Genomic DNA, 16,976 nt, shown 5'->3' on the forward strand with positions numbered 1-16,976 from the left:
TCGTCTTGCTGCTTGTGCTTATGGTTATTATTCTTTCTATTCCGAAGGTACAAACATACATTGCTACAAAGGTAACAACCGATCTAAACGAAACCTACGGAACCGACATCAATATTGAACGTTTAGGTCTCAATTGGAAGGGTGAAGTTGATATTAGAGAGATCTATATTGAAGACCATCATCAAGATACTCTTATTTATGCCGAGCAACTTCAAACTAACATTCTAAGCTTTAGAAATTTAATTGCTGGTGATCTTGGTTTTGGAAATATCGACCTAAGCCACGCTAAACTTTATGTTAAGACATATAAAGGAGAGGAAGATGATAATTTGAACATTTTTGCCGAAAAATTTAATACAGGCGAACCAAGTGGTAATGTTTTTTCTCTCTTCGGAAATGATCTTCGCTTAACCGATAGCCATGTTCGCATTTCTGATGAAAATCAAGAAGACCCCATTTTAGTAGAGCTTACAGACGTAAATCTTCAGGCAGACGACTTTAAGATCACAGGTCCTGATGTAGAAGCTCAATTGGAAGAATTCAGTACAAAAACCGACTTCGGCTTTGATATAAAAAACCTAAAAGGAGGCATTTTATATACACTTGAAAAGTTAGAATTAAGTGACATCACCTTAGAAACTGAAGCTTCAACCATTAATGGAACCGTTATATTGAATCACGGAGCCACTGGCTTTGGTGATTTTAACAATACTGTTGAGATCATAGCCGATCTAAAAAACACGCAAATAGCCACAAATGACCTCAATACCTTATATAATGAATTTGGACCGGATCAGATCATTTCAGTTGATGGTAATTTTAAAGGAACTTTAAACAATTTTGATTTTGAAAACGTCATCCTGAATACGGGTGATTCGCGTATTACAGGAGATTTCACCTTTATAAACTTATTAGACAAAGAAAAGCTTTACGATATCCAGCTTAAAAATCACAACATCAATACCAGCTATTACGAGCTGCGTAGATTTATGCCGCGTGTGCTCGGTAATATCTTACCTGAACAAATAAAACCTCTTGGAACAGTCACTTTTGTAGGTACTACGCGTATCAACGGACCAGAATTAACAACGAACACTGTTTTAAGAAGTGCTATTGGAAATGTAACAGCCAATGCAAAACTGGGTAATCTCGACGATATTGAAAATGCCTACTACGAAGGAAACATTAAACTTGATCAGTTTAACCTAGGAAAGATAGTAGGCACTACTTCTCTGGGAAAAACAACAGCCGATCTTAATTTAAAAGGCCGCGGTTTTACTCAAAACACAGTAAATACAGAGGTTAATGGCTCTATCACTGTTTTTAACTTTGAAGGCTACAATTATCAAAAAATAAAGGTTTCAGGTAACCTCCGAAATCCATTATTTAATGGTAATTTAACCATAGATGACCCCAATTTAAAGCTCGATTTTACTGGTTTGATCGACGCTTCAAAACAGTTTAATCAATACGATTTTGAGGCAAATGTTGAATATGCCGAACTAAACAAATTAAACTTGTTTAAACGAGACAGCGTATCTGTTTTCTCTGGTAAGGTCATTATGGATATGGACGGAACGAGCATAGATGATGCCGTAGGGACAATTAAATTTAATAATACATTTTATCAAAATGAAGCAGACGATTTTTTCTTTGCTGATTTCTTAATTTTGTCGTCTTTTGAAAATGAACTTCGAACCATAGAAATTAAATCTCCAGATATCATCAATGGTAAGATCTCTGGAAATTTTTTGATAGAGGATATTCCAAATTTGTTTCAGAACGGTATTGGAAGTATTTACACAAATTATATTCCTTCGGAAGTAACTACCAATCAGTTTATCGACTATAACTTCACTGTTTACAATAAGGTTGTGGACCTCTTTGTTCCAGACCTGCAACTGGGTGAAAACACTCAGATCAAAGGTTCCGTTTCTTCAGATGAATCAAAATTCAAACTAGACTTTCGCTCTCCTGAAATATTACTTTTTAAAAATTACTTAGGAAAGGTGAATGTGCAGGTAGATAATAACAACCCGCTCTATAATACGTATGTTTCTGTAGATTCAATTTATACGGGTGTATATGAAGTTGTAGATTTCAGTTTGATCAATAAAACACTTCATGACACACTGTATATTCGATCTGAATTTAAAGGAGGGACGCGCAAAGAAGATCTTTTCAACTTGTCGCTCTATCACACGATTAATCAAAATGGGAAGTCGGTAGTAGGTGTTAAAAAATCTGATATTACCTATAAGGACAAGGTTTGGTATATCAATGAAAACAACAATCAACAAAACAAGGTCGTTTTTGATGACAAATTTAAGAGCATTCGTATCGATTCGCTAGTGTTAAGCCATGAAAATGAGCTCATTCAATTAGCAGGAGCACTTTCCGATTCCACTTATAAAAATGTAAAAGTTCGATTTAAAGACGTAAATCTGGGCAATATTACCCCGTATGTAGATAGCTTGCGACTTACTGGAAATATTAACGGAAGTTTAGACCTGCTTCAAAAAAACGGCCTTTATTATCCAAATGCGGCTTTGTTTGTAGATGAAGTGATCATTAATGAAGTTCCTTTTGGAGATCTTGATATTAAAGTGCGCGGTAATAGCGATCTAACGAAATACGATATTAACACAACACTGACCAATAAAGATATTAAATCTATTAACGCAGTTGGTAAAATTGATGTTTCCCCTAAAAATCCAACCATTGATCTAAATGTAGATCTTAATGAATTCAACATGCAAGCGTTTAGTCCGTTTGGCGGTGACGTGATCACAGATATTCGAGGCTTTATAACAGGCTCCGCAAAGGTTTCGGGAGACTATAGATCTCCAGATATTAAAGGGCGTTTTGACCTTCAGAATAGCGGCTTAAAGGTTCCCTATCTGAATACAGATTTCAATTTAAACGATGGAACGCAATTGGTTGTTACCAAAGATAAAATTGCCGTTCTAAAAACCACTATTACTGATACTAAATATGACACTGAAGGTACATTTGAAGGTTTTGCAACGCATAAAAATTTTGGCGACTGGGAACTCGATCTGGCCATAGAGACCGATCGTTTATTAGTGCTCGATACTCCGCCTGAAGAAGATGCTTTATACTACGGAACTGCCTTTATTAGTGGTACCGCCAATATTGCAGGACCTATAGATGAACTCGTCGTTGATGTTGTTGCTACCACCGAAAGAGGTACCACATTTAAAATTCCGATTAGCGACACCGAATCTATTGGTGATGATTCCTTTATTCACTTTTTATCTCCGGAAGAAAAACGCGCGCGTATTAGTGGAGAACAGGTTGTAACAGAAGAGATCAAAGGATTATCGCTAAATTTTGAACTCGATATTAACGAAAATGCCGAAGTGGAAGTAGTGGTTGATCAAGTGAATAATTCAACACTTACAGGACGCGGAGCTGGAATTTTGCTTTTGGAGATCAATACATTGGGGAAATTTAGAATGTGGGGTGACTTTTTGGTGATTGAAGGAATATATGATTTTAGGTATGGCGGACTCATACAAAGAAAGATAGCAGTGGAATCTGGGGGAAGTATTGTGTGGGAAGGTAGTCCAGAACGAGCCATTCTCAACTTAAGCGCTGTTTACAAAACAGAAGCAAATCCGTCGATCTTACTAGACAACCCATCATTTAACAGGGATATCCCAGTAAATGTCTATGTTGATCTTACAGGCGAACTGATTCAGCCAGACCTTAAGTTTAGAGTCGATTTTCCGCGGGTAAGTTCTATTGTAAAGAGTGAGTTAGATTTTAAACTTCAAAACGAAGAAGAACGACAAAAACAAGCTTTATTCCTGGTTGCTAATAACTCCTTTGTAAATGATAACTATGAAGGAGCTGGTACTTTTGGAAGCAGTTTACTTGCCGATCGTGTTTCGGGTCTCGTAAATCAACTCTTCGCCGATGAAGATAATAAGTTTAAGGTAGGTTTAGATTACCAAACGGGGAGTAAATCACCCAATCAAGAGACCTCAGATAGGGTAGGGATCACTTTTTCAACAAAAGTTAGCGAACGTGTTCTTATCAACGGAAAAGTGGGAGTACCTGTTGGCGGAGCGAGCGAATCTGCTATTGCCGGCGACCTAGAAGTGCAATGGCTGATCAATGAAGACGGAAGTCTGCGGATGAAATTCTTCAATAGACAGGGAGATATTCAATTTATTGGAGAAGATCAAATCTTTGAACAAGGAGCAGGGGTTTCATATTCGGTAGATTTTGATACCATGAAAGAATTAATGCAGCGCTTATTCAATAAGAAGCTAACCCGTGCCAAAGAGGAAGAAATTCCTGTGCTGCCAGATGATAATAGTTTCCCGGTAAATTTTAACAAGGACGGCGTAAAACAAGACGATGACAATTAGAGGTACGTTTATTTGTACTTCCTGAGCAAACAAAGGAACCGTTTTATGAGTTACAAAGCCGCGATCATTGAGATCTCCACATTTACATATTTAGGTAAATTGGCTACTTCTACCGTTTCTCTTGCTGGAGCTGTAGCCTCATCAAAATAGGTACTGTAAACCTTATTGATAGCAGCGAAATCTTCCATATCTGCAATAAAAATAGATGTTTTAAGCACGTTTTCGAAAGTCATACCTGCTTCAGAAAGGACTGCTTTTAAGTTTTTCATCACTTGTTCGGTTTCTTCGGAAACAGTTCCGTTTATCAACTCACTAGTTGCAGGATCAATAGCGATCTGGCCGGAAGTAAATAACATATTTCCCTTTAATACAGCCTGACTATATGCTCCGATTGGTGCAGGCGCTTTTGATGTATTGATGATCTTTTTTGACATAATTTTCAGAAATATAAATTGTTATAAGCCTTGATCTGGCTCTCTTCGTTTATCATACTTGATATCGCTTAACACAGACGATTTAATTCCGACGTAAAAATACCAGGATGTATTAAACGCTCCAATTGGCGTCCAGTTAAAAGACATTTTCCAGCTTTCCAGATCCCGTTGAAAACGAAATTGTGTTGACGTGATCCCTTTTTGTTTAAAATCATAACCCGACGACATCCCAACGGTCCAACGCGGTGAGAGCTCTAAGTTAGAGCTAAACATAAGCGACTGCGATGATATTTCATTTTGTCGCCTGCTGTTCTCATAAGTTATAGTGTAGGCCAGTCGAAGTGTCCATGGAATATCATAGTCGTACCAATTACGGGTTCTAACTTCTTTATCATCATCTTCCTTGTAAATATCACCATCGTCAATATTGGTTGCTTCCCCAAAAAGATCGTCTTTTCGTCCTCCATTCCTAAAAGTTTCATCGTCAGATTCGCCGCCTTTTCCTTCAAAATCTTTACTTGAAAAACTATAGTTAACACTTACGTTAGCCCGTTCAAAACGAAATAAACTTCCGCCATTTTCAATGTTGAAAACATCAATGCGTTGGTTGCTATTGTCTAAGGCGTAAGGATCTAAAGTTCCGCTAAAATTAAAATCTAATTTAGGCACTATGGGAATGCTTCCTGTAAATTGCAACGGACTCCATTGCAATGAATCACCTGCGAGATTATAGGCTGTTCTAAAGTTTAAATTGTTTAATAAAGTAACATTCTTTGCCTCGGTCGCGGTGGTGTCTTTGTCGCGTACTTTGGCTTCAAAGGTATTACTCAGCGCCATAGATATACTACTAGAAAATGTACGCCCAGGAGCACCAAATAAGCTATTTTCAAAGCGTGAATACTGAATTAACTCATCACTCACATCTGGGTCTGCAGCTTGTGCTGCTGGAATCGTATAGGAATCGTAAAACTCATCAAAAGCTGGATTAACACTGTAACCTACCGAAGGCCGAACCACATGACGTATCTTTTGGATCTTTTTATCATCACCAAAATTAAAAATACCGTAGAGGGTAGTTCCTAGACTTGTTGAAAAATTATAGGTTCTATAGGCATCAAATCCACTAATTGTATCTGTAACAACACCGCCAGTACCGCCGTCGAGAGTTTCGTCATATTCTCTGCTGATGGTCTTTCCAACCCAAGTTTCTTGATAGGTTGTTCCTGCGGAAGCGCTTAAATAATTAAAGATCTTAAAGTTGGTTGTAACCGGAATGGTGTGCCTCGCGCCAATTTCAGCAGCTCGGAACATTTCAGGCTTAAAAAATAAGGAATCCTGAATGGTAAACTGATTTCTAGCACTTACATCGTATTGAAAGTTGATATTCTCTATAATTCCTTTCTTAACACCGTCTTTAGGGGCAAACGGAAAGATCCTAGAAACACTTGCATTAATATTAGGCAAAGACATGGTTATTTGCTCTGTATTGGTGTTTTGGGTGTGCGTTCCTGCGATCGTAAAATTTACTGAAGGCTCTCCATCAAAGGTCTTTGAATAGGAAACTGACGAATTAAGTGTGTTTACCAAAGCACTTGCGTTGTTGGTTTGGTTAACCGACTGCCTAAAATAGGTGCTACTTCCTAGATTCACAGAGGCTGCAAAACGCGAACTGGGATTCGATTTTGGGTCTTGATTATGGCTCCATCGAATATTGTAAACAGAACTTTGCTCAAAATTTGGAAAGCCGCGTTCACTAGTAAGAAGGCTTTCATAACGCAAACTTACATTTCCACTAAAACGATAACGCGCGGCGTATGCAGATTCTGCTCTAAGTCCATAACTACCATTGGTGTAATAATCGCCCAAGAGGGTTAAATCTAAATAATCATTGATCGCAAAATAATAACCCCCATTTTGAAAAAAGAAACCGCGATTACTATTCTCACCTATAGTAGGAATAATAAAGCCGGAGGTGCGATCTTCAGTTAACGGGAAAAACGCAAACGGGAGCCCAATAGGAGTTGGCACATCGGCTATATACATATTGGTAAGACCTGTAACGATCTTCTTTTTAGGAACAAATTTCGCTTTTCGTGTATAGAAATAATATTCAGGGTCATCAATATTCGTTGAAGTAGTAAATTTTACATTCCGAAGAAAAACAACCGAATCATTAATTTTTTTTGTGACTTCAGCTATTACCTTAAACCCGTTTTGCTCTGTACGTGAGTTATACACAAGCGCTTTTTCAGTTTTTTGATTAAAGCGAATTGAATCGGGTCTTACTTCATTAGCACCTTGCACAAAAACAGGAGACTGGCTATAAACGCCCATACTGTCTATTCCCTTGGCGTAAACCTCATTCTTTTCATTGTCTATAATGATCAATCCTGCGTCAATACGTACATCGCCGTAAATTACATAGGCCTTGTTGTATAAATATACCTTGTTTTCCTTTCGATCGAGGTACACATAGTCTTCTCCGTAATAATCAACAATATTATCAAGCACTTCTGGCGCTAGCTTTACCGTATCCTTTTTTACCGTATCGGTGATTTTTTCATTCTTTTCTGAAAGAATTTGGTCGAAAGAAACATTTTTGATTTCCGTAGTATCAACAGCGGGCAGGTCTACTTCATTTTTTGGCGGAATATCTTGTGAATACACTAGGCTGCTGCTTATTAACAAGCAGATGGTGATAACTAAGTAAGATTGTTTTAATGTCTGCAATGTCCCGAACCTAATAATTTGTAGTTTTGGCTTAGTTTTTGAAAGTCCAAAAGTAAGCATATTTTTTATGCCATATTTTTAAAATATCAAATTTCAACCTACGTTATACCTGTTATGACAACGAATAAAAAATTACTTTTCTTACTACCCGTTTGTATCTTTTTACTTTCGGCTTTTACTATTGGCCAAAATGATACCACAAAACCCTTTATAGTCGTACTCGATGCTGGGCATGGTGGTAAAGACTCAGGAAACCGAGGTAATGGCTTCTACGAGAAAGACATTGTTTTAGACGTGACGTTACAAGTTGGTAAGCTTTTAGAGAAACATCCAGACATCAAAGTTGTATATACGCGAAAAACCGATGTTTTTATCGAACTGTATGACCGAGGGCCTATTGCCAATAAAATTGATGCTGACATCTTTGTATCAATACATTGCGATTCACACAATACGCAAGCATATGGTGCAGGGACCTTTGTAATGGGTGTCGATAAATCTGGTAAAAACTTAGAAACTGCCAAGAAAGAAAATGAAGTGATCTTTTTAGAAGATAATTACGAAGAAAAATATGCTGGCTTTGATCCTACGTCGCCTGAATCACTTATCGGACTCACTTTAATACAGGAAGAATACCTTGATCAAAGTATTATGCTGGCTGGTCTTATCCAAAATAATATGGTCAATAACCTAAAACGTAAAGATCGCAGTGTACGTTCGGCGCCCTTCTGGGTGTTACACAGTTCGTATATGCCAAGCGTACTGATTGAATTAGGATTTCTTACCAATAATAGTGAGGGGCCATATATCAACTCAAAAAAAGGCAGAAAAGAATTAGCACAGGAAATTGCAAAGGGCATCATTACTTATAAAGAGAACATTTCATTGGCTACTGAAGATGCGCAAAACCCAGTGATCACGGAAGCTGAAATAGAAAATGCCATAAATACCACTGAAGAAAAGATCTACGAAGGCATTACATTTAAAGTGCAATTGGCAGCGAGTAGTAAAAAACTGGATCCCAAGCCTCAAAATTTTAAAGGTTTAAAAGAAATTAGCCGCGATACCGAAAACAAGCTGTATAAATATTTCTACGGAAGTACCAATGATTACAATAAAATTCAATTGATGAAGACCTTCGCACAAGAGAAAGGGTACAGCTCAGCTTTCATTGTAGCTTATAAGGATGGTAAAAAGTTAAATCTTTCGAAAGTGTTGCAATCAGGCAATAATTAATGTCTCTATTCACTATATTTATTGTTAAATTTGACATTATAAAAAAAGGAGCCTTTTGAGACTTACTAAAGAAGTAAAAACCGGAATTCTTGCCATTGGAGCGATCTTATTGTTCATTTTTGGGTATAACTACTTAAAAGGCACTAATCTCTTAGAAAAACATAGAACTTTCTACGTTAAATATTCAAATGTTGAAGGTTTAGCCAAAGCGGCACCCGTAACCATCAATGGTTTAAAAGTTGGTAAAGTTCAGGATATAAAATTTATTGGTAATAGTGGTGGCCTCGTCGTAGAGTTCACCGTTGAAAATGATTTTGAATTTTCAAAAAACAGCCTTGTCCGTATATACAGCAGTGGATTAATAGGCGGAAAATCGGTTGGTATCTTTCCCGAATACGATGTAAAAAACATTGCAAAAACTGGAGATACACTACGTGGCGAAATTGAACAAGGTATGCTTGACGCAGTTACAGCACGTTTGGGCCCATTAGAAGCCAAGGTCAATAATACACTTGCCACGGTTGACACCTTGTTGCTGAGTATGACAGCTGTAATTGATGAAGAAGCACGTAAAGATCTACAACGAGCCCTTAAAAATATTGCAGATGCCTCGGCGTCATTCAAAGGAATTACTCGCAAAACTGATGTGCTACTTGGGGATAATCAAGAAAAATTAAACCGAACCTTCGACAACCTAGATGTCACTTCTCAAAATTTTGCACGCCTGTCCGATTCACTAGCTCAAATTGACACTGGAAAAATGGTAGCGCAGATAGAAGACGCTACTAAAAACCTGAATGCTATTATGGCAGGGATTGAAAACGGTGAAGGAAGCATTGGAAAATTACTTAAAGACGAAGCGATGTACGAGAATTTAGAGGGAGCTTCTCGTCAACTCGAAGAATTATTACAGGATCTTAAATTGAACCCGAAACGCTATGTGCATTTTTCGCTCTTTGGAAAACGAGACAAAGGCTATAAAGAACCTGAGGATCCTAATAAATAAGGCATGCAATATCTACCAAACATAATTTTTCTTGTAGCCCTTGCCGCAGGTATTGGCTACTTTACAAAAAATATTCGAAAGGTTATCCGAAATATCAAGCTCGGAAAACCAGTTGATGCAACAGACCATAAGGGTGAACGCATGGGTAATGTGTTTCGCATTGCGTTAGGACAGTCAAAAATGGTCGTGAGACCCGTTGCTGGCTTTCTACACATTATTGTCTATGTAGGTTTTATCGTGATCAATATTGAAGTAGTTGAGATCATTATCGACGGACTCTTCGGAACGCACCGTATCTTTTCATCTTTGGGCGTGGTGTACAACGTCCTTATTGGAACCTTTGAAATTCTCGCATTACTTGTTCTCATAGGTGTTATCATCTTTTGGACACGAAGAAATATTCAGAAAATAAAAAGATTTTGGTCAAAGGAAATGACCGGTTGGCCAAAGAAGGATGGTAATTTCATTCTTTATTTCGAAATGGTACTCATGGTATTGTTTCTTACTATGAACGCAGCCGACCTACAACTTCAAAATTTGGGTGCAGCTCATTATACCGTAGCAGGTTCGTTTCCTGTTAGTCAGTATATCGCACCTTTGTTTTCTGGTCTTTCCGAAGCAACCCTTATCATTATTGAGCGTAGCGCATGGTGGATTCATATTTTGGGTATTCTCGTTTTCTTAAATTATTTATACTTTTCGAAACACCTTCATATCATGTTGGCTTTTCCCAATGTTTACTTCGGAAAATTAACACCTAAAGGCCAGTTTAAAAATAATGATGCGGTTACTGCGGAAGTAAAAATGATGATGGACCCAAATGTAGATCCATTCGCAGCGCCACCAGAAGGTGCCGAAGCTCCCGCAAAATTTGGAGCGAGTGATGTTATAGACTTAACACAAATTCAACTCCTTAACGCCTATACGTGTACCGAGTGTGGTAGATGTACCAGCGAATGTCCAGCCAATCAAACGGGTAAAAAATTATCCCCGCGCAAGATCATGATGGACACACGGGATCGTTTAGAAGAAATTGGTAAGAATATAGATAAAAACGGAACGTTTAAACCCGACGGGAAGCAATTGCTTGACGATTATATTTCACGCGAGGAGCTTTGGGCATGTACAACTTGTAACGCCTGTGTTGAAGCTTGTCCTGTGAGCATTGATCCGCTGTCCATTATTATGGATATGAGACAATATCTCGTCATGGAACAATCGGCAGCCCCAAATGAATTAAATGTTACCATGACCAATATCGAAAACAATGGAGCACCCTGGCCATTTAACCAAATGGATAGATTAAACTGGAAGAACGAAGCATAATGAAAAAAGAGGACGTAGAAGAATTATTACATAAAAAGGTAGAGGAAGGATCTCATGTGAGTCCTATTTTACCAAAAGGAATTAAAAATTACCTTATTGACATTGACGGAACCATCACTGAAGACGTCCCAAATGAGGAACCAGAACGCATGGCAACTTGCGAGCCATTTCCGGATGCCTTAAAAACCCTGAACAAATGGTATGATGACGGTCATATTATCTGTTTTTTTACATCACGTACCGAAGCACATAGAGAAGTAACCGAAACTTGGTTAAACAAACACGGTTTTAAATATCACTCTATGCTTATGGGAAAACCTCGTGGAGGAAACTATCATTGGGTCGATAATCACCTTGTAAAGGCAACTCGCTACAAAGGGAAATTTACCGATCTAGTAGATAAAAAAGTGACGATTCAAGTCTTTAAAGATTAAATATTCAATATGAGTGAAGCGATAAAAGTACCAACGATGGCCGAGTATATGGCGCAAGGAAAACAACCCGAAGTATTGTTTTGGGTGGGTTGCGCTGGTAGTTTTGATGATCGCGCAAAAAAGATCACCAAAGCTTTTGTTAAACTACTCAACAATGCCGGTGTTGATTTTGCTGTGCTAGGAACTGAAGAAAGTTGCACTGGAGATCCTGCAAAGCGTGCTGGAAACGAATTTTTGTTTCAAATGCAGGCTGTGCCGAATATTGAAGTGCTTAATGGCTACGGAATAAAAAAAGTAGTAACTGCTTGTCCGCATTGCTTTAACACCATCAAAAATGAATATCCAGAATTAGGAGGGAATTACGAAGTATTACACCATACCCAATTCTTAAAAGATCTTTTAAATGAAGGCCGACTCAAAGTAGAAGGTGGTAAATTTAAAGGTAAACGTATCACGTTTCACGATCCATGCTATTTAGGTAGAGCTAACAATGAATACGAAGCACCTCGTGATCTGCTTCGGAAACTAGAAGTGGAACTCGTTGAGATGAAACGCTGCAAGACCCGTGGTTTATGCTGCGGTGCTGGTGGAGCGCAAATGTTTAAGGAACCTGAGCCAGGAAACAAAGACATCAATGTAGAGCGTACCGAAGAAGCCTTAGAAATACAACCCAAGATCATTGCTGCTGGTTGTCCTTTTTGCAATACCATGCTTACAGATGGCGTAAAAGCTAAACATGCCGAAGAATCGGTAGAAGTTTTAGATATTGCTGAGATGATCGCTTCTGCACAAGACCTATAAGCAGCATAGCATTTTTAACCTCATTTTCAATTAAAACATATGCTCACCGAATTTAAAGACCTACCCAATGATTCAAGAATTTGGATCTATCAAGCGAACAGAAAATTAACAGATACCGAGGTCACTACAATTGAAGCAAAAATGTCTGAGTTTCTGACGGAATGGACAGCGCATGGCGCTGATCTGGAGGCAGGATTTGAATTAAAATACAATCGCTTTATCATAATTGGTCTTAATCAACAAAATGCTTCGGCTTCTGGCTGTAGTATCGATGCTTCTGTACGCTTTATTCAAACCCTTGAAAAAGAAATGGATATTGATCTACTTGACAAGATGAATGTGACCTACTACAACGGAGAACATATTGCACATAAGTCTCTTACAGATTTTAGAAAGATGGCTAAGGCACGTTCGGTTTCTCCAAATACCATTGTTTTCAACAACTTAGTGAATACCAAAGCTGAATATTTAGAGAATTGGGAAGTGCCTGCTAAAGAAAGCTGGCACAGCCGATTTCTAGCATAGTTTTTGTAACTTATCATACATGAAAAAGACGCTTGCCTCCGCCATATTTTTAATATGCCATATCGCCATTTTTGCCCAACAGCAGAATCCGCTGATCGATACCAAGGATTTTCCGAACCAGCAAAAATGGGTCGATAGTGTCTATGGAAATATGTCGCTTCAGGAAAAGGTAGGGCAACTTTTTATGGTCGACGTATTTTCAAGTGACCCTAAATCTAAAACCGATAAGATCAATAAACTTATCGAAGAACAATACATTGGAGGTGTGATCTTTTCAAAAGGAGGTCCGCAACGCCAAGCCAAATTAAACAACGAGTTTCAAGCTAAAGCAAAAGTTCCTTTAATGATCGCAATGGATGCCGAGTGGGGCTTAGCCATGCGTCTCGATTCCACCTATGCCTATCCGTGGAATATGACTTTGGGTGCAATTACAGACAATAACGTGGTTGAACGCGTAGCAAAACGAATTGGCGAACATTGCAAACGCTTAGGCGTTCATATCAATTTTGCCCCTGTGGTTGATATAAATACTAATCCAGACAATCCCATTATTGGAAATCGTTCCTTTGGAGAAGATAAAGAAAATGTAACAGAAAAGGCCTTGGCATTTATGAAAGGAATGCAGCAAGCCGGTATTATGGCTAACGCAAAGCATTTTCCTGGGCATGGAGATACCGATACCGATTCTCATAAATCCCTGCCAACGATCAACTTTACAAAAGAACGCATAGACAGCATCGAACTGTATCCGTATAAAAGATTGATTAGAGAGGGGTTAAGCAGTGTGATGGTTGCACACTTAAATGTTCCTTCTTTGGAAGACCAACTTGATCTTCCGTCATCACTGTCAAAGACGATCGTAACCGAAATGCTCAAAGGAGAACTCGGCTTTAACGGATTGATCTTTACTGATGCCCTCAATATGAAGGGTGCTTCCAATTTTAAAAGTCCTGGAGAGATCGATCTGGCTGCGTTTTTAGCTGGAAATGACGTATTGCTCATTTCCGAAGATATTCCGAAGGCACATGCCTTAATAGTGAATGCATATCGTGAGCAGATAATTTCTGAAGAACGCCTAGCACATTCAGTTAAGAAAATATTGTACGCCAAATACAAACTTGGTCTTAACGCGTATACACCGGTTAACACCAATTACCTCGGTGAAGAGCTTAACTCGGTTATTGATGATGTTCTTATGGAAGAGGTGATGGAAAAAGCCTTGACCGTGGTTAAGAACAAAGACGCCATATTGCCTATTAAGGATTTAAAAGAAAAAAAGATCGCTTATGTTAACTTTGGAGATGATTCGGGGACACCTTTTCTCGAACAGATGCGTAAATATGCCAAGGTTGATTGGGTAAAAGCAACTAGTCTGGATAGTTATATTACAAAGTTAAAAAACTATAATTATGTGGTTGTTGGTTTTCATAAATCGAACGACAATCCGTGGAAAGATTATAAACTCACTGAAAAGGAATTGGTTTGGCTGTATGAAATTGCCCGAACCAATACGGTCATCTTAGATGTATTCGCCAGACCGTATGCCTTGCTAGACCTAAAAACGACGGCCAATTTTGAAGGGGTGATCGTTTCTTACCAAAACAGTGTAATTTCTCAGGAACTTTCGGCTCAACTGATCTTTGGAGCCCGGGAAGCGACAGGAAGACTTCCAGTTTCGTTGGGCGAAGATTTCCCTCTCAACACACATTTTGAAACTAAAAGTTTAAAACGTTTACAGTACGGAACACCCGAGTCGGTTGGCGTGAATAGCTATAAGCTAAACAAAATTGATTCGCTTGCCAAAGTGGGGTTGTACGCCGGAATGATGCCTGGAGCTCAAATTTTGGTTGCTAGAAAGGGGAAAGTTATCTATAGCAAAAACTTCGGTTATCATACGCAATCCAGAAAAAACTCGGTTAAAGACAATGATCTCTATGATGTAGCTTCACTCACAAAGATCTTAGCGTCACTTCCTATGGTAATGGGGCTTTATGACAGAGACCTTATCAGTATGAACACAAAACTCTCGGAGATGCTTCCAGAGTTTAAAAATTCAAATAAAAAAAATATCACGTTACAACGTATGTTAACTCATACGGCTAGACTTAAAGCCTGGATTCCATTTTATGCTCATACAATAGATTCGGTTACCAAAAAACCAAATAGTAAATACTATGCAACTACCAAAAATGGTGACTTTAAGATCCAAGTTGCGAATGATCTGTATATGCGTTCAGATTATATAGATACCATTTATAAGGAAATCAGAGAGAGTGATCTTCGCGATAGGGCTGGTTATAAGTATAGTGACCTTCCGTATTATCTTATTAAAAAATATCTAGAAGATTTCTACGGAACGTCTATGGAAACCATTGTACAGCGCAATCTATATGAATCGCTCGGTGCAAATTATACTACTTATTTGCCTCTTGAAAAATTTCAGAAGGTAGATATTGTGCCAACTGAAGAAGACAACTATTTTAGAATGCAAAAAGTACATGGCTATGTGCATGATCAAGGTGCTGCTATGCTTGGCGGCGTGAGCGGTCATGCCGGACTTTTTAGCAATGCAAACGATATTGCAAAGATCATGCAGTTGTATCTAAACAAAGGATTTTATGGAGGTGAACGCTTCTTTAAACCCGAAACTATTGATGCGTTCAATAAATGTTATTACTGTGAAAATAATATTCGGCGAGGCGTTGGTTTCGACAAGCCTCAATTGGGCGAATCTGGTCCTACTTGTGGCTGTGTGTCTATGACCAGTTTTGGACATAGCGGATTTACAGGTACTTTTACTTGGGCCGATCCTGAAGAAGAAATTGTTTACGTATTTTTATCTAATAGAACCTACCCAGATGCTAATAACCGGAGTTTAATAGGAAGCGACCTTCGTAGTAAAATACAGGAAGCCATCTATGAAGCTATCGATAGAGAAATTGATAATACCAGCCTATGAAAATCGCAATAGTTTGTTACCCAACTTTTGGCGGAAGCGGTGTTGTCGCTACAGAACTCGGCATCGCACTTGCTGAACGCGGACATGAAATTCATTTTGTGACCTATAAACAGCCAGTTCGCCTAGAGTTACTTTCAAGGAATATTCACTTCCACGAAGTATCGGTTCCAGATTACCCATTGTTCCATTATCAACCATACGAATTAGCACTTTCTAGCAAACTAGTTGACACAATTAAATTGCACGATATCGAACTCCTTCACGTGCATTATGCCATTCCGCATGCATATGCAGGGTATATGGCAAAAAAGATGCTACAAGAAGAGGGTATTTACGTTCCAATGGTTACTACATTACACGGAACCGACATCACCCTTGTTGGAAGTCACCCGTTTTACAAACCCGCAGTAACATTTAGTATAAATAATAGTGATATCGTGACCTCTGTTTCTGCAAGTTTAAAGCACGACACACTTCGCCTGTTTGATATTACCAATGAAATTCACGTTGTCCCCAACTTTATAGATTCAAAAGGCATAAACACCTCATTCACTGATTGTCAGCGTGATCTTATGGCTTCGGAAAACGAACGCATCATTACGCATGTGAGTAATTTACGCCCAGTTAAAAGGGTACGTGATGTAATTGAGATCTTCGATAAAATTCAGAAGGAAATTCCAGCCAAACTATTAATAGTAGGCGAGGGGCCAGAACGTGAGCCCTGCGAATTACTTTGCAAATTGAAAGGAATTTCAGATAAGGTGATGTTTTTAGGTAATAGCAACGAAGTAGATAAAATACTTTGTTTTAGCGATTTATTTTTGCTTCCTTCGGAAAAGGAAAGCTTTGGACTCGCCGCACTTGAGGCTATGTCTAACAGTGTTCCTGTTATTTCAACAAATACGGGTGGTTTACCAGAAGTGAATATTCAAGGCGTTAGCGGCTACTTGAGTGATATAGGAAATATCGACGAAATGGCTCGCAATGCGATCTCTATTTTAAAAGATGACGAAACACTCGCTACTTTTAAGAAACAAGCAAAAAACGCAGCACAACAGTTTGATACGTCCAATATCGTTCCGCTATACGAACACGTTTATGAATTAGCCATGTCAACCCTTTAAT

At 38.5% G+C, this 16,976-nt stretch carries 11 protein-coding genes; 9 read left to right on the plus strand and 2 right to left on the minus strand.

Annotation, left to right across the window (positions count from 1 at the left end):
* The first annotated feature begins 20 nt into the window (after positions 1–20).
* On the plus strand, positions 21–4,400 hold the full coding sequence (locus ACY2RU_RS06260) for a translocation/assembly module TamB domain-containing protein (RefSeq protein ID WP_490137573.1): 4,380 nt from the start codon (positions 21–23) through the stop codon (positions 4,398–4,400).
* A gap of 50 nt (positions 4,401–4,450) precedes the next feature.
* Here the strand turns inward: ACY2RU_RS06260 and ACY2RU_RS06265 are convergent, their stop codons facing one another.
* Both ACY2RU_RS06265 and ACY2RU_RS06270 read right to left on the minus strand, forming a co-directional pair.
* Positions 4,451–4,834 (minus strand): RidA family protein, encoded by a 384-nt coding sequence (locus ACY2RU_RS06265; protein WP_490137574.1) that lies wholly within the window; start codon positions 4,832–4,834, stop codon positions 4,451–4,453.
* 21 nt (positions 4,835–4,855) lie between these two features.
* Entirely contained in the window at positions 4,856–7,624 is a 2,769-nt protein-coding gene (locus ACY2RU_RS06270; RefSeq protein WP_490137575.1) for a putative LPS assembly protein LptD, read from the minus strand.
* 54 nt (positions 7,625–7,678) lie between these two features.
* Between ACY2RU_RS06270 and ACY2RU_RS06275 the strand changes: the two genes are divergently transcribed.
* From ACY2RU_RS06275 to bshA, 8 genes are read left to right on the plus strand one after another with little or no spacing between them, the layout of a single operon-like run.
* Complete coding sequence (locus tag ACY2RU_RS06275) at positions 7,679–8,800, plus strand: N-acetylmuramoyl-L-alanine amidase family protein (protein WP_490137576.1); 1,122 nt, start codon at positions 7,679–7,681, stop codon at positions 8,798–8,800.
* Between the two features lie 55 nt (positions 8,801–8,855).
* Positions 8,856–9,806, plus strand: a complete 951-nt coding sequence (locus ACY2RU_RS06280) for an MlaD family protein (RefSeq protein ID WP_490137577.1) — start codon at positions 8,856–8,858, stop codon at positions 9,804–9,806.
* Between the two features lie 3 nt (positions 9,807–9,809).
* Positions 9,810–11,132, plus strand: a complete 1,323-nt coding sequence (locus ACY2RU_RS06285) for a 4Fe-4S dicluster domain-containing protein (RefSeq protein ID WP_490137578.1) — start codon at positions 9,810–9,812, stop codon at positions 11,130–11,132.
* Positions 11,132–11,566, plus strand: coding sequence for an LNS2 domain-containing protein (locus tag ACY2RU_RS06290; RefSeq protein ID WP_490137579.1), 435 nt, complete (start codon positions 11,132–11,134; stop codon positions 11,564–11,566). Before ACY2RU_RS06285 ends, ACY2RU_RS06290 begins: the two co-directional genes overlap by 1 nt.
* A gap of 9 nt (positions 11,567–11,575) precedes the next feature.
* Complete coding sequence (locus ACY2RU_RS06295) at positions 11,576–12,367, plus strand: (Fe-S)-binding protein (protein WP_490137580.1); 792 nt, start codon at positions 11,576–11,578, stop codon at positions 12,365–12,367.
* A gap of 39 nt (positions 12,368–12,406) precedes the next feature.
* A complete protein-coding gene (locus ACY2RU_RS06300) occupies positions 12,407–12,892 on the plus strand; it encodes an ABC transporter ATPase (protein ID WP_490137581.1) in 486 nt (161 codons plus the stop codon).
* A 19-nt stretch (positions 12,893–12,911) separates the two neighbouring features.
* The gene (locus ACY2RU_RS06305) at positions 12,912–15,851 is read left to right on the plus strand and encodes a serine hydrolase domain-containing protein (protein WP_490137582.1); all 2,940 of its coding nucleotides are present in this window, start codon (positions 12,912–12,914) and stop codon (positions 15,849–15,851) included.
* Positions 15,848–16,975 (plus strand): N-acetyl-alpha-D-glucosaminyl L-malate synthase BshA, encoded by a 1,128-nt coding sequence (gene bshA, locus ACY2RU_RS06310; protein ID WP_490137583.1) that lies wholly within the window; start codon positions 15,848–15,850, stop codon positions 16,973–16,975. The genes ACY2RU_RS06305 and bshA overlap by 4 nt, the downstream gene beginning before the upstream one ends.
* Position 16,976 lies beyond the last annotated feature (1 nt).

The organism is Ulvibacter sp. 2305UL32-6, assembly GCF_058148545.1.